16 protein-coding genes are annotated in these 15,524 nt (G+C 70.4%); 8 read left to right on the forward strand and 8 right to left on the reverse strand.

Annotated features, from left to right (window positions below; translation table 11 throughout):
- The first annotated feature begins 28 nt into the window (after positions 1-28).
- From RAH39_RS13850 to RAH39_RS13865, 4 genes are all read left to right on the forward strand, one after another.
- On the forward strand, positions 29-1,567 hold the full coding sequence (locus tag RAH39_RS13850; protein ID WP_306590719.1) for an acyl-CoA carboxylase subunit beta: 1,539 nt from the start codon (positions 29-31) through the stop codon (positions 1,565-1,567).
- Positions 1,568-1,575: 8 nt separating this feature from the next.
- Positions 1,576-2,289 (forward strand): tetratricopeptide repeat protein, encoded by a 714-nt coding sequence (locus tag RAH39_RS13855; protein WP_306590720.1) that lies wholly within the window; start codon positions 1,576-1,578, stop codon positions 2,287-2,289.
- A gap of 141 nt (positions 2,290-2,430) precedes the next feature.
- A complete protein-coding gene (locus RAH39_RS13860) occupies positions 2,431-2,943 on the forward strand; it encodes a tetratricopeptide repeat protein (RefSeq protein ID WP_306590721.1) in 513 nt (170 codons plus the stop codon).
- A 24-nt stretch (positions 2,944-2,967) separates the two neighbouring features.
- The gene (locus RAH39_RS13865; protein ID WP_306590722.1) at positions 2,968-3,825 is read left to right on the forward strand and encodes a CPBP family glutamic-type intramembrane protease; all 858 of its coding nucleotides are present in this window, start codon (positions 2,968-2,970) and stop codon (positions 3,823-3,825) included.
- A gap of 10 nt (positions 3,826-3,835) precedes the next feature.
- On the opposite strand, the gene RAH39_RS13870 is transcribed toward RAH39_RS13865, so the two are convergent.
- A complete protein-coding gene (locus RAH39_RS13870) occupies positions 3,836-4,693 on the reverse strand; it encodes a class I SAM-dependent methyltransferase (protein ID WP_306590723.1) in 858 nt (285 codons plus the stop codon).
- Complete coding sequence (locus tag RAH39_RS13875; protein ID WP_306590724.1) at positions 4,683-5,120, reverse strand: SRPBCC domain-containing protein; 438 nt, start codon at positions 5,118-5,120, stop codon at positions 4,683-4,685. The genes RAH39_RS13870 and RAH39_RS13875 overlap by 11 nt, the downstream gene beginning before the upstream one ends.
- A gap of 323 nt (positions 5,121-5,443) precedes the next feature.
- Between RAH39_RS13875 and RAH39_RS13880 the strand changes: the two genes are divergently transcribed.
- The 4 genes from RAH39_RS13880 to RAH39_RS13895 are packed head-to-tail and all read left to right on the forward strand — an operon-like array spanning position 5,444 to position 9,301.
- Positions 5,444-6,223 carry an MBL fold metallo-hydrolase gene (locus RAH39_RS13880; protein WP_306590725.1) on the forward strand — a complete coding sequence of 260 codons (780 nt, stop codon included), beginning with the start codon at positions 5,444-5,446 and terminating at the stop codon, positions 6,221-6,223.
- A 10-nt stretch (positions 6,224-6,233) separates the two neighbouring features.
- On the forward strand, positions 6,234-6,923 hold the full coding sequence (locus tag RAH39_RS13885) for a LolA family protein (protein ID WP_306590726.1): 690 nt from the start codon (positions 6,234-6,236) through the stop codon (positions 6,921-6,923).
- A 34-nt stretch (positions 6,924-6,957) separates the two neighbouring features.
- Positions 6,958-7,578 (forward strand): FHA domain-containing protein, encoded by a 621-nt coding sequence (locus tag RAH39_RS13890; RefSeq protein ID WP_306590727.1) that lies wholly within the window; start codon positions 6,958-6,960, stop codon positions 7,576-7,578.
- A gap of 13 nt (positions 7,579-7,591) precedes the next feature.
- Positions 7,592-9,301 carry a tetratricopeptide repeat protein gene (locus tag RAH39_RS13895; RefSeq protein ID WP_306590728.1) on the forward strand — a complete coding sequence of 570 codons (1,710 nt, stop codon included), beginning with the start codon at positions 7,592-7,594 and terminating at the stop codon, positions 9,299-9,301.
- A 4-nt stretch (positions 9,302-9,305) separates the two neighbouring features.
- Here RAH39_RS13895 and RAH39_RS13900 read toward each other — a convergent pair whose 3' ends face one another.
- The 6 genes from RAH39_RS13900 to RAH39_RS13925 form a co-directional block, all read right to left on the reverse strand.
- Positions 9,306-10,460 (reverse strand): alanine racemase, encoded by a 1,155-nt coding sequence (locus RAH39_RS13900; RefSeq protein ID WP_306590729.1) that lies wholly within the window; start codon positions 10,458-10,460, stop codon positions 9,306-9,308.
- A gap of 55 nt (positions 10,461-10,515) precedes the next feature.
- Positions 10,516-11,631: a pyridoxal phosphate-dependent aminotransferase gene (locus tag RAH39_RS13905; RefSeq protein WP_306590730.1), complete on the reverse strand. Its 1,116-nt coding sequence runs from the start codon at positions 11,629-11,631 to the stop codon at positions 10,516-10,518.
- 111 nt (positions 11,632-11,742) lie between these two features.
- Positions 11,743-12,564 carry a 2,3,4,5-tetrahydropyridine-2,6-dicarboxylate N-succinyltransferase gene (locus RAH39_RS13910; RefSeq protein WP_306590731.1) on the reverse strand — a complete coding sequence of 274 codons (822 nt, stop codon included), beginning with the start codon at positions 12,562-12,564 and terminating at the stop codon, positions 11,743-11,745.
- Entirely contained in the window at positions 12,564-13,463 is a 900-nt protein-coding gene (dapA, locus tag RAH39_RS13915) for a 4-hydroxy-tetrahydrodipicolinate synthase (RefSeq protein ID WP_306590732.1), read from the reverse strand. Before dapA ends, RAH39_RS13910 begins: the two co-directional genes overlap by 1 nt.
- Entirely contained in the window at positions 13,460-14,179 is a 720-nt protein-coding gene (locus tag RAH39_RS13920) for a 4-hydroxy-tetrahydrodipicolinate reductase (RefSeq protein ID WP_306590733.1), read from the reverse strand. The genes dapA and RAH39_RS13920 overlap by 4 nt, the downstream gene beginning before the upstream one ends.
- Positions 14,176-15,516 carry an aspartate kinase gene (locus RAH39_RS13925; RefSeq protein WP_306590734.1) on the reverse strand — a complete coding sequence of 447 codons (1,341 nt, stop codon included), beginning with the start codon at positions 15,514-15,516 and terminating at the stop codon, positions 14,176-14,178. The genes RAH39_RS13920 and RAH39_RS13925 overlap by 4 nt, the downstream gene beginning before the upstream one ends.
- Positions 15,517-15,524: the final 8 nt, after the last annotated feature.

The following is a 15,524-nucleotide window of genomic DNA, read 5'->3' on the forward strand; positions in this document are numbered from 1 at the left end:
CCGCCTTGCGAACGTCCCCGGAGCCGCCATGTCCTTCGAGAAGAAGATCGAGCTATTGAAGGCCAAGCACGCCCAGGCCCTGGCCGGGGGCGGCGAAGCGCGGATCGCGAAACAGCACGAAGGCGGAAAGCTCACCGCCCGGGAGCGGATCGCGGCGTTCCTCGACGAGGGCTCATTCGAGGAAGTGGACGCGCTGGTGGTCCACCGGAACTGGGGCGTGGAGAAGATTCCCGGGGACGGCGTCATCGCGGGCGTCGGGCGGGTGGACGGCCGCCCGGTGGCTGTGTTCGCCCAGGACTTCACCGTGTTCGGCGGTTCGCTCAGCGAAGCCTACGCCCGGAAGATCTGCAAGGTGATGGACCTGGCCATGAAGGTGGGCTGCCCGGTGGTCGGGCTCAACGACAGCGGGGGCGCGCGCATCCAGGAGGGCGTCGTCTCTCTCGGCGGCTACGCGGACATCTTCCTGCGCAATACGCTCGCCTCGGGCGTCATTCCCCAGCTCAGCCTGATCATGGGGCCCTGCGCCGGCGGCGCCGTCTACAGCCCCGCCATCACGGACTTCATCACGATGGTGCGGGGGACGAGCTACATGTTCGTCACCGGCCCCGACGTCATCAAGGCCGTGACGCACGAGGAGGTCACCAAAGAGGAGTTGGGCGGCGCCGCCACCCACGCAGCGAAATCCGGCGTGGCCCACTTCGTCACCCCCAATGACCTGGCCGCCCTGGCCCACGCCCGCGAGCTGCTGTCCTTCCTTCCCAGCAACAACCTGGGCGAGGCTCCCCGCCGCGCCCCAAAAGCCGCCATGCCCGTGGAGAATCCGGAGCTGGACCAAATCATTCCCGAGGATCCCTCCAAGCCCTACGACATCCGCGACATCATCCGCGGGGTGGTGGACGACGCCCATTTCTTTGAGGTGCACGAAGCCTTCGCGCCCAACCTGGTGGTGGGATTCGCGCGCATCGACGGGCGCAGCGTGGGCGTGGTGGCCAATCAGCCCGCCTTCTACGCCGGCGTTCTCGATATCGCGTCCAGCGAAAAGGGCGCCCGCTTCGTCCGCTTCTGCGACGCCTTCAACATCCCGCTCATCACCTTCGAGGACGTGCCCGGCTTCCTGCCCGGCGTCACCCAGGAGCACGGCGGCATCATCCGCCACGGCGCCAAACTGCTGTTCGCCTTCTGCGAGGCGACCGTCCCAAAGATCACCATCATCACCCGCAAGGCCTACGGCGGCGCCTACTGCGTGATGGCCAGCAAGCACATCCGCACGGACTTCAACTTCGCCTATCCCACCGCGGAGATCGCCGTGATGGGCGCCGAGGGCGCCATGAACGTGCTGCACGGCAAATCCATCGCCATCGCCCCCGATCCCGCCGCCCGCAAGGCGGAACTGGTGGCCGAGTACAACGAGAAGTTCGCCAACCCCTACATCGCCGCCGAGCACGGCTTCGTGGACGAAGTCATCCTTCCCCGCGACACGCGCCGGAAGCTGATCAAGGCCCTGGCCTTCCTCGAAACCAAGCGGGACACCATGCCTCCCAAGAAGCACGGGAACATTCCGCTGTAGGAGCCTTCATGCGCCGCCTCGTCTTCTGCCTGAGCCTCCCCCTCCTGGCCCAGGAGGGCTCCGCCGCCTTCTTCAAAGGCGATCCCAAGGCGGTGATGGCCGCCTGCGCCGATCGGGCCCGGACCATCGACGCCAAAGACTCCCGACTGCTGGCGGAGTACGGACGCGCCTACCTTTTGGCAGGCAGCCGCGACAAGGCGGAGGCCGCCTTCAAAGCCGCAGTCCGCTCCGATCCCAAGGACGGAGAAACCTACCGGCTCATCGCAGTGGCTTGGCTCTCCGCGGGACGGAGGCCCGAAGCCCTTGCAGCTTTCGAAACCATGCAGGCCGTGGACCCGAAGGCCCGGAATGTCTTCCAACGTGCCGCCGTCAATCTCCTGGATGCTGGTTGCATCCAGGAAGCGGTAGCGCTGATGGAGAAATCCTGGGCCTTCGATCCGAGGGACTACCACAACGGAAAGGACTTTGCCTTCGCCGCCCTCCGCAATCGACTCGGGGACTTGGCCGGAGAATGGATGGATCGGGTCCACACCTTGGAACCCGGTGACTGGAAGGATCGATTGGCCTTTGCGCGGGAGGCCCTGAAGGTGGGCAACAAGGATCTCGCCGCTCTCTGGCTGGAACGAACGGTCCAAGCGCGGCCCAAGGAGGAGCGCATGTGGAATGAGCTCGCGCTGCTGTTTGCGGAACGGGAGAATCCCGCCTGGCCCGCCCATCCCTAGCCGCTCCCGCGATCGCATCTCGAAGAGGCATTTATGCGTACCTCCCTTTTGATCCTCGCTGGCTTGAGTCTTTCGGCCCAAGGTCCTGTTCCCTTCTCGCCTTCCTTCGACACTGCTTTTCTTGCGGGAGACCGGCGTGCGGTGCTGGCGGCCTGCGCGGACCGCATGCGGGCCCTGAAGCCGAAAGACGCGAAGTATCTCGCCGAGTGCGGGCGGGCTTACCTCGCCGCGGGAAACAAGGCCAAGGCGGAATCGGCTTTCCAGGCGGCGGAGACGCGCGAGCCGAAGGACGGGCAGGTGCTGCGCCTGATCGCCTTCGGTTGGCTCAAACAGGGCTACAAGACCGAGGCGCTGGAGGGCTACGGAAAGATCCTCGCGCGGGATCCCCGGAACAAGGAGGCTCTGGCCCAGGCGGGCGTGGATCTCGCGGAAGTGGGCCTGAACGCGGAGGCGGAGCGCTACATGGACGCCCTGGCGGCGCTGGAGAAGGACGACTGGGAGCGGTTCCTGCGCTTCGGCCGCGCCTTCCTGGTGACGGGTCAACGCAAGCGCGCCAGCGTCTGGTTCGCTCGCGCGACGACTGTGAAACCAGACGAGGAGAAGGTCTTCCTCGAGATCGGCCGCGCCTTCGCTGAAACCCAGAGCGTGATGTAGCGCCTCCGGGCGGCGGGGAGCGGCGTGGGCAGCCCATTTATCGATGACGCGGGAAGGGTCCGCAACGGCTGGAAGATCCTGGGGTTCGTGGCCCTGATGAACCTGCTGGGGTTCCTGGCGTGGCTCCTGGGCCAAGCCATTCCTTCGGCCTGGAAAGGGGTATTGTCCCCTCGCTGGATTGACGCCGTAGTAGCTCTTGCAGCGACCTGGGTCTGCCTCCGCGTGGAGGACGAGCCCCTGCGCGCGATCGGGCTGGAGCGCGGGCGCGCCTTTCTGAAGGACTTCGTGGCGGGCGTCCTGTTGGGCGCCGCCATTATCGGAATCGCGGCCTGCGCCGTCCGGCTCCTGGGCGGTTTCCACTGGGTTCGGACGCCGCGCGTGGGGCCGGCGGCCCTCCTGTCCGGAATCTGGCTCTACCTCGCCGTGGCGTGGGCCGAGGAACTGCTGTTCCGCGGCTACCCCTTCCAGCGGGCGGCGCGGGGTCTCGGCTTTCCCGCCGCCCAGGCCGCCTTCGCCCTGGCTTTCGCCGCAGCCCACTGGAACAATCCGGGCATGTCCGGCGCCACCCGGATCTGGGCCACCCTCACCATCGCCCTCGCGGCCCTCCTGCTTGGTCTCGCCTGGCGCCGCACGGGCAGCCTCGCGCTCCCCATCGGCCTCCACCTGGGCTGGAACTGGATGCAGGGCCCGCTCCTGGGCTTCGGTGTGAGCGGCACCTCGGACGGCGCCGGGTGGTGGACGCCGGTCTTCCACGGCCGGCCCCAGTGGCTCACGGGCGGCGAGTTCGGCCTGGAAGCGAGCGCCGCCTGCGCCCTGGCCTGCGCGGCAGCCATCCTCGGCCTGTGGCGGTGGAAGGGGCGCGGGGGCGCCACTGGCATCTGACGGAGCGGCGCTAGGTGGTCGCCACCAGCAGTTCCTCCGCGTGATCCGGGGGCCGAAGGCCGTCCGTTCGGTCCGCGAAATAGCGCCGGGCCAGCAGGGCGGCTGATACGTGCTGAGCGGTCTTGAATCCCGCCTCCCGGGCCAACGCCAGCATTTCCTCCGGCGTGAAGAAGCTGAGAAACGGCGTGCCGTTGGCCCGGGCGCCGGCGGCCGCCCGCTCGATGGCGGGGCGCAGTTCAGGCTCCGCCATCTCGACCGGCAGCATGAACGACATGGCGAGCGTGGATCCCGGCGCCAGCGCCGCGACTTGGCGCAGGGTTGCCGAGACCGCCTCCCGCGTCAGGTACATGCTGACGCCGGTGGAGGCCACGATCGCGGGTTGTCCGGCATGGAAACCCAACGCCCCCAGCCGCTCGCGCCAACTGTCCTCCGCCTCGAAATCCACGGGAATGAATCGTAGAAAGGGTGGAATCCCGAATCCCAACTCCACAAGGCGCTGCCGCTTCCACGCCTGGGGACCAGGCCGATCGATCTCGAATACGAGCAGGCGTGAAGCCAGATCCGACCGGCGCTGGGCGAAGGTGTCCAGGCCCGCGCCCAGGATGACGTACTGTCCCACGCCGCGAGCCGCCTGCTCCGTGACGAGGTCCTCGATGAAGCGGGCGCGGGCCAGGATGGAAGCCCGAAAGGGCCGCGTGAAGGGGCTCATGTCGGGCCGCTCGCGCCAGCCCTCGCCCGGTGCCGCAAGCTTCAAACCGACGTCGTCCTCAAACACGTGCGGCGGCGAGTCCGCTTCCAGGTGCAGCGCCCGCCACAGGGCGACCCGCACGGCCGTGTTGTCCGGCGCTGGCGCTGAATCATCCGCCATGAGCCTCCCCTCGCCCCACCTCGGCCTCCAGCCGATCCAGGTTCTGCTCGTTGGCGGATTCCAAAAACGCTCGCGCGTTTTCCGCGAATTCATGATTTTCAAAAATGCCGACCCACGACACGAGGGTTTCGCCCGCCTGAGGTTCCAACGACAGGGAAAGCTCGAAATGCGGGAGGTTCACGTGCTTGATCCGGACCGTCCGGGCGGGGACGATCTCCAGGAACTCCGATTGATTGGGATAATCGGTCCCATCGGGACCGTGCATGGTGAATTCCCAGATTCCGCCCTTCCGGAACTCGAAGGTATGGAACGTGTTCGTGAACCCCTGAGGGCCCCACCAGCGGGCGAGGCGAACGGGATCCTCGATGGCGGCAAACACGGCTTCCGGCAGGGCCGGGAGTTGGCGGGACGTTCGGAAAAGGGACATGGAAGCCTCCAGGGATGAAAGGGTGTCCTATGCGTCGAAATCAGCGGGCGCTTCCCGAATGCCCGTACCTCGGTTCAATGGAGATGCCGTAGTTCTTGGCATCGGGGTCATTCTCCTTCCGGAGCGGCTGGAGGCGGGTCTCGACGGTCCGACAGGTCGTCAACGCCATCAGGAGGGGCGAAAGGAGCAGCAGCCATGGTTGCCTCCACCCGAGATTAAAAGGGACCTCCGCCATTCAAATGCGTTGAAGGCCGACTTTCAACGAAAACCCCCGAGGCGCCGCGCCCCCGACCCGGTTCCCCCGCCCGGCGTTATCCTGGTCCATGCGCTACGCTGCCCTCGCCTCCGGTTCCAAGGGGAACTGCCACGCCCTGTCGGCGGGGGGCCGGACGCTGCTGATCGACGCGGGGCTCTCGCTGCTCCAGATCCGCCAGCGCCTCGCGGCCCTGGGAGCGGATGGCGCCGAGGTCCAGGCGGTGGCGATCACCCATGAGCACTCGGACCACATCGCCGCCCTGCCCGTGATCCTGCGGCGGACGGAGTGGACGATCCTCGCCACGCCCGCCACGCGGGAGGCCATCCGGCGCGCGCAGGGGACGGAAATTCCGCATTCCCGCTGGATCCCCGTGGAAGCCGGGCATCCCTGCGATTGGGGGGGCTGGCGGATCCTGCCCTTCGCCCTGCCCCACGACGCCGAAGATCCCGTGGGCTACCGGATCGAGGCGGAGGGTGTCGCCGCGGCGGTGGTCACGGACCTCGGCCATCCCACCGCCCTGGTGGCGGATCACCTCCAGGACCTGCACCTGCTGGTGCTGGAAGCCAACCACGACGTGGACATGCTGCGCGAGGGGGACTACCCGCCCCACCTGAAGGCCCGGATCCTCAGCCGCGTGGGGCACCTGAGCAATGCGTCCACGGCGGAGCTGCTCGCCCGGGTGCTCTCCCCCCGGCTGCGGCACGTGGTGCTGGCGCACCTCAGCGAGTCCAACAACCACCCCGACCTAGCCCGCTTCGCCGCGGAGGAGGTCCTGCGCGGCGCGACCGCCGTCCTCCATCTGGCCCACCAGCGCCATCCCCTGGCCCTGTCCTCCGTCCTCGCCTGAAAAAGGTTCCATGCGCCGATTCACGTTCCCCTTCCTCGCGCTCCTCCTGGCGCTTCCCGCCTCTGCCGCCCAGGCCGCTCCCCCGGCGCTGCGGGAGGCCGTGGAGCGCTTCGACGCGGCTCAGGCCCAGATCCAGACGCTCCAGGCCCCCTTCACCCTCACCCTGCGGCGGGCGCTCCTGAAGACGCCCTCGGTCACGAAAGGCACCCTCTACCTCCAGGGTTCGGACTTCGCCCACTTCGCCTTCCATGCGCCGGAAGACCTGATCCTGCACCTCACGCCCAAGGCCTTGATCTCCTACAGCCCCGAGGCCAAGGAGGGCGAGCTGCTGAAGATCGGCCTCATCCGGAACGCGGATCGCAAGTTCCTGGGGCTCGGCCAGAAACTGAGCTACCTGTCGGAGTATTTCCAGGTCCGGTTGGAGGAGGCCCGCGACCTCCCCGGCGCGTGGTACCTGGCCATGACGCCGCGGACCCTCGCCATGCGGAAGCGCATGCAGGCCCTCAACCTGTGGGTGGACAAGGAGACCTGGCTCCCCCGGCAGGCCCAGTGGATCGAGCGCAGCGGCGACTCGTGGCTCCTCGAGCTGGGCGCCCTCCGCACCAACCAGCCCCTTCCCGCGGCCGTCACGGGCTTCAAGCTGCCCGAGGGGATCCCCGTGCGCAGCGAGTTCAGCTTCTTCGCCACGCGCAAGAAGTAGGGGTACACTCTCAGGGGCATTGCGAGGATCCCGCATGATCGTGGTTTGCCCGGCCTGTCAGGCCCGCTTCCAGTACGACGAGGGTCGCTTCGGAGCGGCCCCGACGAAGCGCTTCAAGTGCCCGAAGTGCAGCCACCTCTTCGAGGTGCCGAACCCGGCCCTGGCGGCGTCGCCCCTGGAGCTAACCCAGCCCCATTTCGTCCCTTCGGTCCTGCCGCCGGCCCAGCTTCCGCCGGAACCCGAGCCCCCGCCCGCGGCGGCCCTCACCACCCTGCGGCGGGATCGCGAAGCCATGCTGGCGGCGGCCGGCCTGCAGGCCCCGGACCTTCCCCCCGGGCTGCGGTTCAGCCTCGCCTTCCTCAGCGGCCCGCAGGCTTCCACGGTGCAGGTGCTGGATCGTCCCCAGGTCGTGATCGGCCGCGAGGAGGGCGACGTCATCACCCGCGATCCGGAGACCTCCCGCCGGCACGCGGTCCTCGACATCCGCGGCGACGGCAGCGTGTGGATCACCGACCAGGGATCCACCAACGGCACGCGGGTGAACGGACAGCGCATCTCCGGGTCGGTACGGCTCGCGAGCCAGCAGGAGTTCACCTGCGGAAACAGCACCTTCATGCTCCTGGTGCGCAACACGGACGACTTCCCCCTGAACTGAGCCCGAGCCCGCCATGAACCCCGACCCCCACGCGGATCCCTACGTCCCCTACCTCCGCCAGGCGGAGCAGTTCTTCGCCGACGGGGAACTCGTCAAGGCCGGCCAGATCTGGCAGGCGATCCTCAAGCAGCAACCCACACACACCGAGGCCCGGGAACGGCTGGTCGCCCTGCGGGACCGGCTCGTGGCCCTCCGGGAGAAGGAGGCCGCCGCCGCGGCTCCCGAACCTCCGCTCCCCGCTCCCCCGCCTCCGCCGGCCCCCATCGAGGGCCCCGATCGGCTCGTGGCCGAGGGCTGCACCCTCTACGACATGGGCCAGGCCGCGGACGCCCTGCGGAAGTGGGAAGAGGCCCTCGCCCGGCACCCCCTCCATCCCCTCGCCCGAACCTACGCCGCCAGCGCCCGCCGGGAGTTGGGCCTGCCTCCGTTGGAGGCCGCCGTGGAGTCCGCACCAGCCCCCGCCCCCATCGCCTTCGGGGACGACGACGCCGCCCGGCTGCTGCGGGAGGCCGTCCAGCTCTACGACATGGGGCTCACGGAAGAAGCGATCGCCAAGTGGGAGCGGGTGCTCGTCCTGGAGCCGCACCGGGAGGAAATCCAGGAGTACCTCCGCCAAGCGCGGGAGGAGCTCGGCCGGGAACCCGCCCCCGCTGTCGCGCCGCCGTCGGTGACTTCCCCCGGCACGCGGGACAGCCAGGCCCTGGACCTCAAGCTGCGCCAGGCGGACCACCTGCTCAGCCTCCAGCGCCGGGAGGAAGCCGCCTTCACCTACCAGCAGGCCCTGGCTCTGGCTCCGGGCCATCCCCGCGCCCTGGAGGGCCTGGCCCGCTGCGGCCAGTCGGAGACAGCATCCCCCGCGTCTTTCCCTCCTCCGGTGCCGTCCCCGTCCGCTTCGGGCACGGGCCCCCTCCGCCTGGACACCGCGGCCCGGAATCCCATCGCCATGGCGGAGAGCGCGCCACGGGGAAATCCCGGCGTGGAGCCTCCCGCCGCCCTGCTCCAGGCGTCGCCCCCCCCGCGCGGGGGGCTGTTCCTCCCGGGCCGCCTGAAGGGCCTCGCGGAGCGGCTTCCCTGGCGGGGGCGCCCCCGCCTCATCGCCGGCCTCGGCGGAGGCGCCGTGGTCCTACTCCTCGCCCTGGTCGCGGTCCACGGCTACCGGAAGGACCAGGGGCTCAAGGAGGCCGTCCGCGCCGCGCGGGACGCCGCGTTGGCCCCCATCGCCCAGCAGGCCCAGGCGCCGGATCTGGTGGAGACGCCGGAGGCCCTTCGCGAGGAGGCTGAAGCCGCGCTGGGCGCCGATCCCGTCCGCGCCTACCTCCGCGCCCAGGCCCTGGCGGCGCGGTTGCCGGATCAGCCCCAGGCCCTGGCCCTTCTGGAGAAATCCCGGGCGGGATTGGCGGGGGGCGCCGTGGGCGCGAGCCTTCCGGAGTTCCAGAAGCACCTCCAGACCGGCGACCTCGAAGCCGCCACCCGGGTCATGGACGCCCTATTGCGGGCCCAGCCCGATGATCCCGACCTCCGCGCCCGCGCGGCCCGCCTCCAGCTCCTGCTCTGCGCCGCCCACGCGGGCCAGACGCGCTGGGACGCGGCCGCCGACGACCTCCGCCGCGGCCGGGCCCTGTTTCCCGGCGACAAGGCGTGGCAGGCCCGCCTCCGCCTGCTGGAACACATCAAGGGGCTGCCCAAGCCCCAGCAGGCGAAGTGGGCCTCGCTGCTGGGATAGCGCGTCACGCCACCCACACCTCGGGAGGAACCGGGTGGCTCAGGAAGTGGGTCATGCCCTCGTTCAGGCCGTAGGCGCCGGTGGTGCCGAAAACCAGCAGATCCCCCGCGGCCAGTTCCGGCAGGCGAACCTCGCCCAGGCGATCCAGGCTGGTGCACAGCGGGCCGGCCAAGGTGTAGGGAACGTCGCCCTCCCCCTTGCCCACGGCCTTCACCGGGAAGGGCTGGCCGGTCAGCAGGGGGCGGATGAGGTGGTTGATGCCCCCTTCCAGGATGGCGAAGCGCGTCCCGCGGCTCTCCTTCACGCGGACGACCCGGGCCAAGTAGATCCCGCAGGGGCCGGCCAGGAAGCGCCCCGGCTCCAGGATCAACTCGCCCGAGAACCAGGAATGCCGCGCCAACAAATCGGACAGTCCCTGTCCAAATGCCGCCAGGTCCAGGGGCGTTTCCTCCGGAGCGTAGGGCACGCCCAGTCCGCCTCCCAGGTCGATCTGCTCGAAGGCGAGACCATGGGTTTCATGCAGCCGCCGGGCCAGATCCAGCACGCCGCCGTGGATGGCCCGCAGTTTCGCGGCGTCCCGCTGATTGCTGGCGGCGAAGACGTGGAGGCCTCGGATGCGGACGTGGCGCAGCGCCGCGGCCCGCTCCAGCAGCCGCGGCACGTCCTCCTCGTCCACCCCGAAGGCAGACGGCCCGCTCCCCCCGATGATCCGGTTGCCCTCGTCCAGATCGAAGGCGGGATGGACCCGCAGGTTCACGGCGATCTCCCGGTCGGCCAGACGATCGATCCGCGCCAGGTCCTCCCAACCCTCCGCCTGGACCCGGACGCCCATCTCCAGGGCCTTCCGCAGCTCCGCCTCCCGCTTGCCCGGTCCCGCGAAGAACGTGCGGCCCGGCGGCAGGCCCAGGGCCTCCACCCGCTCCAGCTCCCCGATGGACGCGCAGTCGAAGCTGGCCCCCAGCGATGCGAAGCGGGCCAGCAGCTCCGGATGGGGATTGGCTTTCACCGCGTAGGCGAGCCTCACTCGCGCCGGCAGCGCCGCCCGCAGCGCCCGGAATCCCGCCTCCGCCACGGCGCCCGAGTAGGCGAAGCAGGGCGTGCCGTGGTGCGCGGCGAGGGCGCGGCACGGGTCGTCGTCGAATGCGAAGAGGGGGTTCATAGAAAGCCTTTAACCGCAGATGACGCAGAGAAAACCGACCCGCCCAAGCCTTGCTTCAACGCTTCCAGTACGGCGCCAAGCGCCGCACGCCTTCGCGCAGCTGCTCCGGCGTGGCGGCGAAGCTGAGGCGGGCGTGGCGGCGACCGCCTTCACCGAAGGCGAGGCCGGGGATCAGCACCACCTTGGCTTCGTCGCGCAGCTTCAGGCAGAAGGCCAGGGGATCGGCGTGGGCGGCGTCGGGGAGCGCCATGAAGTGGTAGAAGGTGCCGTCGGGGGGCGCCACGGTCTGGCCGAGTTCCTCGCGCAGGGCCGCGGCCAGGGCTTCCCAGCGCTCGCCCACGGCGGCGCGGGCCTCGGCGAGGATGGCGTCCGAGTGCTCGATCAGCGCCAGGGCGGCCCACTGGGCGGGCGTGGCCGTGCCCGTCACGGCGTAGCCGTGGACCACCCGGGCGGGCGTCAGCCACTCGGGATCGCCCACGGCCCAGCCCACGCGCAGGCCCGGCGCGCCCCAGCCCTTGCTCACGGAGCTGGTCACCACGCCGCGGTCGGTGACGTCCCGGAGGCTGGGACAGCGCGATCCGAAGTGGAGATCGCGGTAGACCTCGTCGGAGATCAGCAGGACGCCCCGGGCTGTGCAGGCATCGGCCACGCGCTTCAGGGCCTCGGCGCTTCCGCCGCCGCCGGTGGGATTGGAGGGCAGGTTGAGGATCACCGCCGACACGTCCGGCGTGGCGTCCAGCACGCGCACCAGCTCGTCCGCATCCAGCCGGAAGCGGTCGGCGGACAGGCGGTACGGCACCGGCTCCGCGCCCGCCATCCGGGCGAGGGCCGGGTAGGCCACGAACCCGGGATCGGGCACCAGCACCTTCGTCCCCGCCTCCACCCAGGCCTGGAACAGGGCGAACAGCGCGCCCTGGGAGCCGGTGGTGATGAGCACCTCGTCCACGTGCGAGCCATGGAAGGCGGCCACGGCCTTCCGCAACTCCAGCAGGCCCGCGTGGGGCACATAGGCGCAGGGGCCGGGCGCCCGCAGCAGCGCCTTCCGTGCCACCTCCGGCAGGTCCCAGGTGGGCTCCCCCAGGCCTAGGGGAATGGCGCCCTGGGGCGTGCCGTCCGTGATGGCGCGGATGGGCGAGGGCTTGAGCAGGGACAGGCGGGAGGCGGGCTTCATCGGAACCTCAAAACCAACAGATCACCACCAAGACGCCAGGGCACCAAGAACCGCAAAAGCCTTTTGTCTTTTCCTGGCGTCCTGATGCCTTGGCGGTTTGCATTTCGTCGCCTACCGGAGGGCCTGTTCCAGCGCGGTGGCGGCGTCGGTCCGGTCGTCGCGGTACTTCACGATGCAGGGGGCGGAAAGCTGGAGGCCGCGGGCCTGTGCGTACTCCCCGGAGGCCGGGCGGGAGCCGGGCACCACCACGGCGCCTTCGGGCACTTCCTGGCGCAGCTCGCGGCCGTTCACCAGGTCGTGAATCACGGTGCTGCCGGTGAGGACCACGCCGGAGGCGAGAACCGCGCGGCGGCGGACGACGATCCCCTCGAACAGGCCCACGAGCCCGCCCACGAAGGCGTCGTCCTCCACGATCACCGGCCGGGCGCCCGCGGGTTCCAAAACGCCGCCGATCTGGGCCGCGGCGGAGAGGTGTACCCGCTTGCCGATCTGGGCGCAACTGCCCACCAGGGCGTGGCTGTCCACCATGGTGCCCTCGTCCACGAAGGCCCCCACGTTCACGTAGGCCGGAGGCATCAGCACGACGCTGCGAGCGATGTGGGCGCCGCGCCGGACGGCCGTCCCGCCGGGCACGAGGCGCACCCCGTCCTCCAGGCCGAAGTGGCGCACGGGATAGGCCGTCTTGTCGAACATGGGGAAGCCCGGGCCCGGCATCTCCACCAGATTCGTGCGGCGGAACCCGCAGAGGATGGCCTGCTTGACCCAGGCGTTGGTCTCCCACGTGCCGTCCTCGCGGCGCTCCGCGGCGCGGATGGTGCCGGTTTCCAGGGCCACCAGCAGCACCTGGTGCATGGCGGGCGCTTCCGGATCAGCCCCCAGGGCCTCGGGCGGCCGGTTGAAGAAGGCGCGGATGGAATCGAGATCCAGGACCATCAGTTCGCTCCAGGAAGGGGGGCGCCGGCCAGCCGGAGGGCTTCGGCGAGGCGGGCGCGGGTGGCGGGCTCCGCGGGAACCAGCGGCAGGCGCAGGGTCTCTCCGCAGAGGCCCAGCAGGCTCAGCGCCGCCTTGAGGGGAATGGGATTGCTTTCGAGAAACAGGGCGTCCATGAGGGGCAGCAGCCGCTGGTGAAGAGCCAGAGCACCCGCGGCGTCGCCTTTCCGGGCGGCCGCCACCAGCGCGGCCGTCTCCCGGGGCAGAACGTTGCCGAGCACGGAAATCAATCCGGAGGCCCCGACGGCGAGCGACGCCAGAGCCAGGTTGTCATCCCCGGACAGGAGCCGCTTGCCCGGAGGCAACTGCCGGGCGATCTCCCCGATCTGCGCGAGATTCCCGCTGCTCTCCTTCACCGCCACGACCTGGGGGTTCTCCCACAGCCGCGCCAGGGCGGCGGGCACGAGGTTCAGGCCCGTGCGGCCCGGCACGTTGTAGACCACCAGAGGAAGACCGGGCGCGGCCTCCGCCACGGCCGCGAAATGGGCCACCAGCCCGGCGGGCGTCGGCTTGTTGTAGTAGGGCGTCACCACCAACGCGCCTTGGGCTCCCAGTTCCTGGGCGCGGCGGGTGAGGGCCGCCGCCTGGCGGGTGGCGTTGTGGCCGGTGCCCACCACCACGGGCCGCCCGCCGCTCTCCTCCAGGCACGCCGCGATGACCGCGTCGCGCTCCGCGTCCAGGATCGTGGCGGCCTCGCCGGTGGAGCCCAGGGGCACCAGAGTGTCCACCCCACCGGCCACCACGTGGCGCACCAGCTTTCGGAAAGCGAGCAGATCCACGTCGCCCGAGGGCGTGAAGGGCGTCGCCAGGGCGACGGCGAGCCCGGAAAGGTCGAGGGTCATGGGCGGCCTCCGAAGGCGAAGAGGGGATCCAACAGATCCGCGGCCAGGTCGTCCATGGAGAAGACGCCCTTCCGGCCGTGCAGCCACCGCGCCGCGGCGAGGGCACCCTGGGCGAAGGGAGCCCGGGACCGGGCGGTGTGCGTGATCTCCAGCAGTTCCGCGGGCGCGTCGAGGCCCACGGTGTGCATGCCGAACTCGGCGCCCGCCCGCACCACGCCCACACTGAGCTGGTGGGGCGCGGGAGTTCCGAGGGTCCACTCCGTCTTGCGGGGGCAACCCCGCATCAGGGACTCCGCCAGGGTGCGGGCGGTTCCCGACGGCGCATCGGCCTTGAGGCGGTGGTGGCGTTCGACGAGGAAGGGATCCCGCGCGGGATCGAGCGCGGCGAAGCGCCCCAGAACTTCGGCAAACCGAGCCATCAGCGCCACCGAAACGGAGAAATTGGAGGCCGTCAAAACTCCGATCCGGCTGCCCACGCGAGCTTCCAGGTCGGGAAGGCTCCAGCCGGTGGTTCCGATCACCAGATCCGTGCCGGTGGCGAGCGCCCACTCGAGGTGGGCCTCGAGGGCCTCGGGAACGCTGGCGTCCACCGCCACGTCCGCCGGGGAAGGCGGCGCTTCCCGGGCCACCTGCCAGGCCAGCGCTCCGCCCGCTTCCGCCGCGATGGCGGAACCGAGCCGGCCCCGGCCGAACAGGCCGATGCGGAGCCCGGTCACGCGCCACCTCCGGCGAGGACGCGGTGCAGGCGGCGGAGGGCCTCGGCGGCCTCCTCCTGCTTCACCACGAGGCTGAGGTTGATCTCGTTGGCCCCCATGCTGATCATCTCCACGTTGATGTCGCCCAAAGAGGTCAGCAGCCGCGCGCCCAGGCCCGGCGTGGATTTCAGCCGCTCGCCCACGGCGGCGATGATGGCCCGGCCTTCGTGGGCCTCCACCGTGGCGAAGGCCGCCAGATCCTGCACGAGGGCCTTCAGCGGCACGTCCGCCTCCACCGTGAGGGATACGCTCACCTCGGCCGTGGCCACCAGATCCACGCTCACGCCGCGCCGCCCGAAGACCTCGAACAGCCGCGCCAGGAAGCCGCTCTGGGCCAGCATCCGCGAGCTGCTCACGGTGAGTACGGTCACCGGACCGCGGCTGGCCAGCGCGGTGATGGGCCGGCCCGTGCGCACCTCGGCGGCGATGGTGGTGAAGCGTCCGTGGGGCTTTCCCGTGTGGCGGACGGTGACGGGAATGCGGGCCTCTACCGCGGGCTGGATGGTGGCCGGATGGAGGACTTTGGCGCCGAAAGCCGCCAGCTCCGCGGCCTCGGCGAAGCTCAGATCGGGAATCGGAAGGGCGTCGGGCACGATGCGCGGATCGCAGGTGAGCACGCCCTCCACGTCGGTCCAGATCTGGACCTCCTCCGCTCCCAGCGCCGCGCCCAGCAAAGCGGCCGAGTAGTCGCTGCCCCCACGGCCCAGGGTGGTGGTGAGGCCGTCTTCCGTGCCGCCGATGTAGCCCTGGGTCACCACCGCTTGGCCCGGCGCCAAGAGGGGAGCGACCTGCGCCGCCGCCAACTCCCGGATGGCGGCGGACTGGGGGACGGCTTCGCCGAACACCGCGTCCGTCCGCACCACGCCGCGGGCGTCCACCCAGGCGCCGCCGGTGAAGGCCGCGAAGATCCGCGTGGACAGCCGCTCGCCGAGGGACGCGATGGCGTCCATGCTGCGCGGGCTCAGTTCCCGCAGCATGGCCACGCCGCGGAGCAGCAGCTCCAGCTCGCCGAACAGGTCCGTCAGTGACCCGTCCAAGGCTTCGGGAACCGCTCCCGCGAACAGGTCCTCCGCCGCGCAGCGGTGGGCCGCCATCAGGTCCCGCTGCCGCGCCAAGGCCCCGGCCAGATCGCCGGCCTCCGCCGTCTTCGCCGCCTCGAACAACCCGTTGGTGGTCTTGCCCATGGCGGACAGCACCACCAGCGGCGACCGGGGCAGGGCCGCGCGCACGAGCTCCGCCGCCTCCCGCATCCGCGCGGCGTCCGCCACGCTGCTCCCGCCGAACTTGAGCACGATCATCGGAGGTA

This window comes from Geothrix sp. 21YS21S-4 (genome assembly GCF_030845995.1).
Classification (GTDB): domain Bacteria; phylum Acidobacteriota; class Holophagae; order Holophagales; family Holophagaceae; genus Geothrix.

Bases quoted from the DNA above. Each gene is read 5' to 3' on its own strand.
- RAH39_RS13850 (WP_306590719.1), top strand. From the start codon at position 29: ATGTCCTTCGAGAAGAAGATCGAGCTATTGAAGGCCAAGCACGCCCAG.
- RAH39_RS13855 (WP_306590720.1), top strand. From the start codon at position 1,576: ATGCGCCGCCTCGTCTTCTGCCTGAGCCTCCCCCTCCTGGCCCAGGAG.
- RAH39_RS13870 (WP_306590723.1), bottom strand. From the start codon at position 4,693: ATGGCGGATGATTCAGCGCCAGCGCCGGACAACACGGCCGTGCGGGTC.
- RAH39_RS13875 (WP_306590724.1), bottom strand. From the start codon at position 5,120: ATGTCCCTTTTCCGAACGTCCCGCCAACTCCCGGCCCTGCCGGAAGCC.
- RAH39_RS13880 (WP_306590725.1), top strand. From the start codon at position 5,444: ATGCGCTACGCTGCCCTCGCCTCCGGTTCCAAGGGGAACTGCCACGCC.
- RAH39_RS13885 (WP_306590726.1), top strand. From the start codon at position 6,234: ATGCGCCGATTCACGTTCCCCTTCCTCGCGCTCCTCCTGGCGCTTCCC.
- RAH39_RS13890 (WP_306590727.1), top strand. From the start codon at position 6,958: ATGATCGTGGTTTGCCCGGCCTGTCAGGCCCGCTTCCAGTACGACGAG.
- RAH39_RS13895 (WP_306590728.1), top strand. From the start codon at position 7,592: ATGAACCCCGACCCCCACGCGGATCCCTACGTCCCCTACCTCCGCCAG.
- RAH39_RS13900 (WP_306590729.1), bottom strand. From the start codon at position 10,460: ATGAACCCCCTCTTCGCATTCGACGACGACCCGTGCCGCGCCCTCGCC.
- RAH39_RS13905 (WP_306590730.1), bottom strand. From the start codon at position 11,631: ATGAAGCCCGCCTCCCGCCTGTCCCTGCTCAAGCCCTCGCCCATCCGC.
- RAH39_RS13910 (WP_306590731.1), bottom strand. From the start codon at position 12,564: ATGGTCCTGGATCTCGATTCCATCCGCGCCTTCTTCAACCGGCCGCCC.
- dapA (WP_306590732.1), bottom strand. From the start codon at position 13,463: ATGACCCTCGACCTTTCCGGGCTCGCCGTCGCCCTGGCGACGCCCTTC.
- RAH39_RS13925 (WP_306590734.1), bottom strand. From the start codon at position 15,516: ATGATCGTGCTCAAGTTCGGCGGGAGCAGCGTGGCGGACGCCGCGCGG.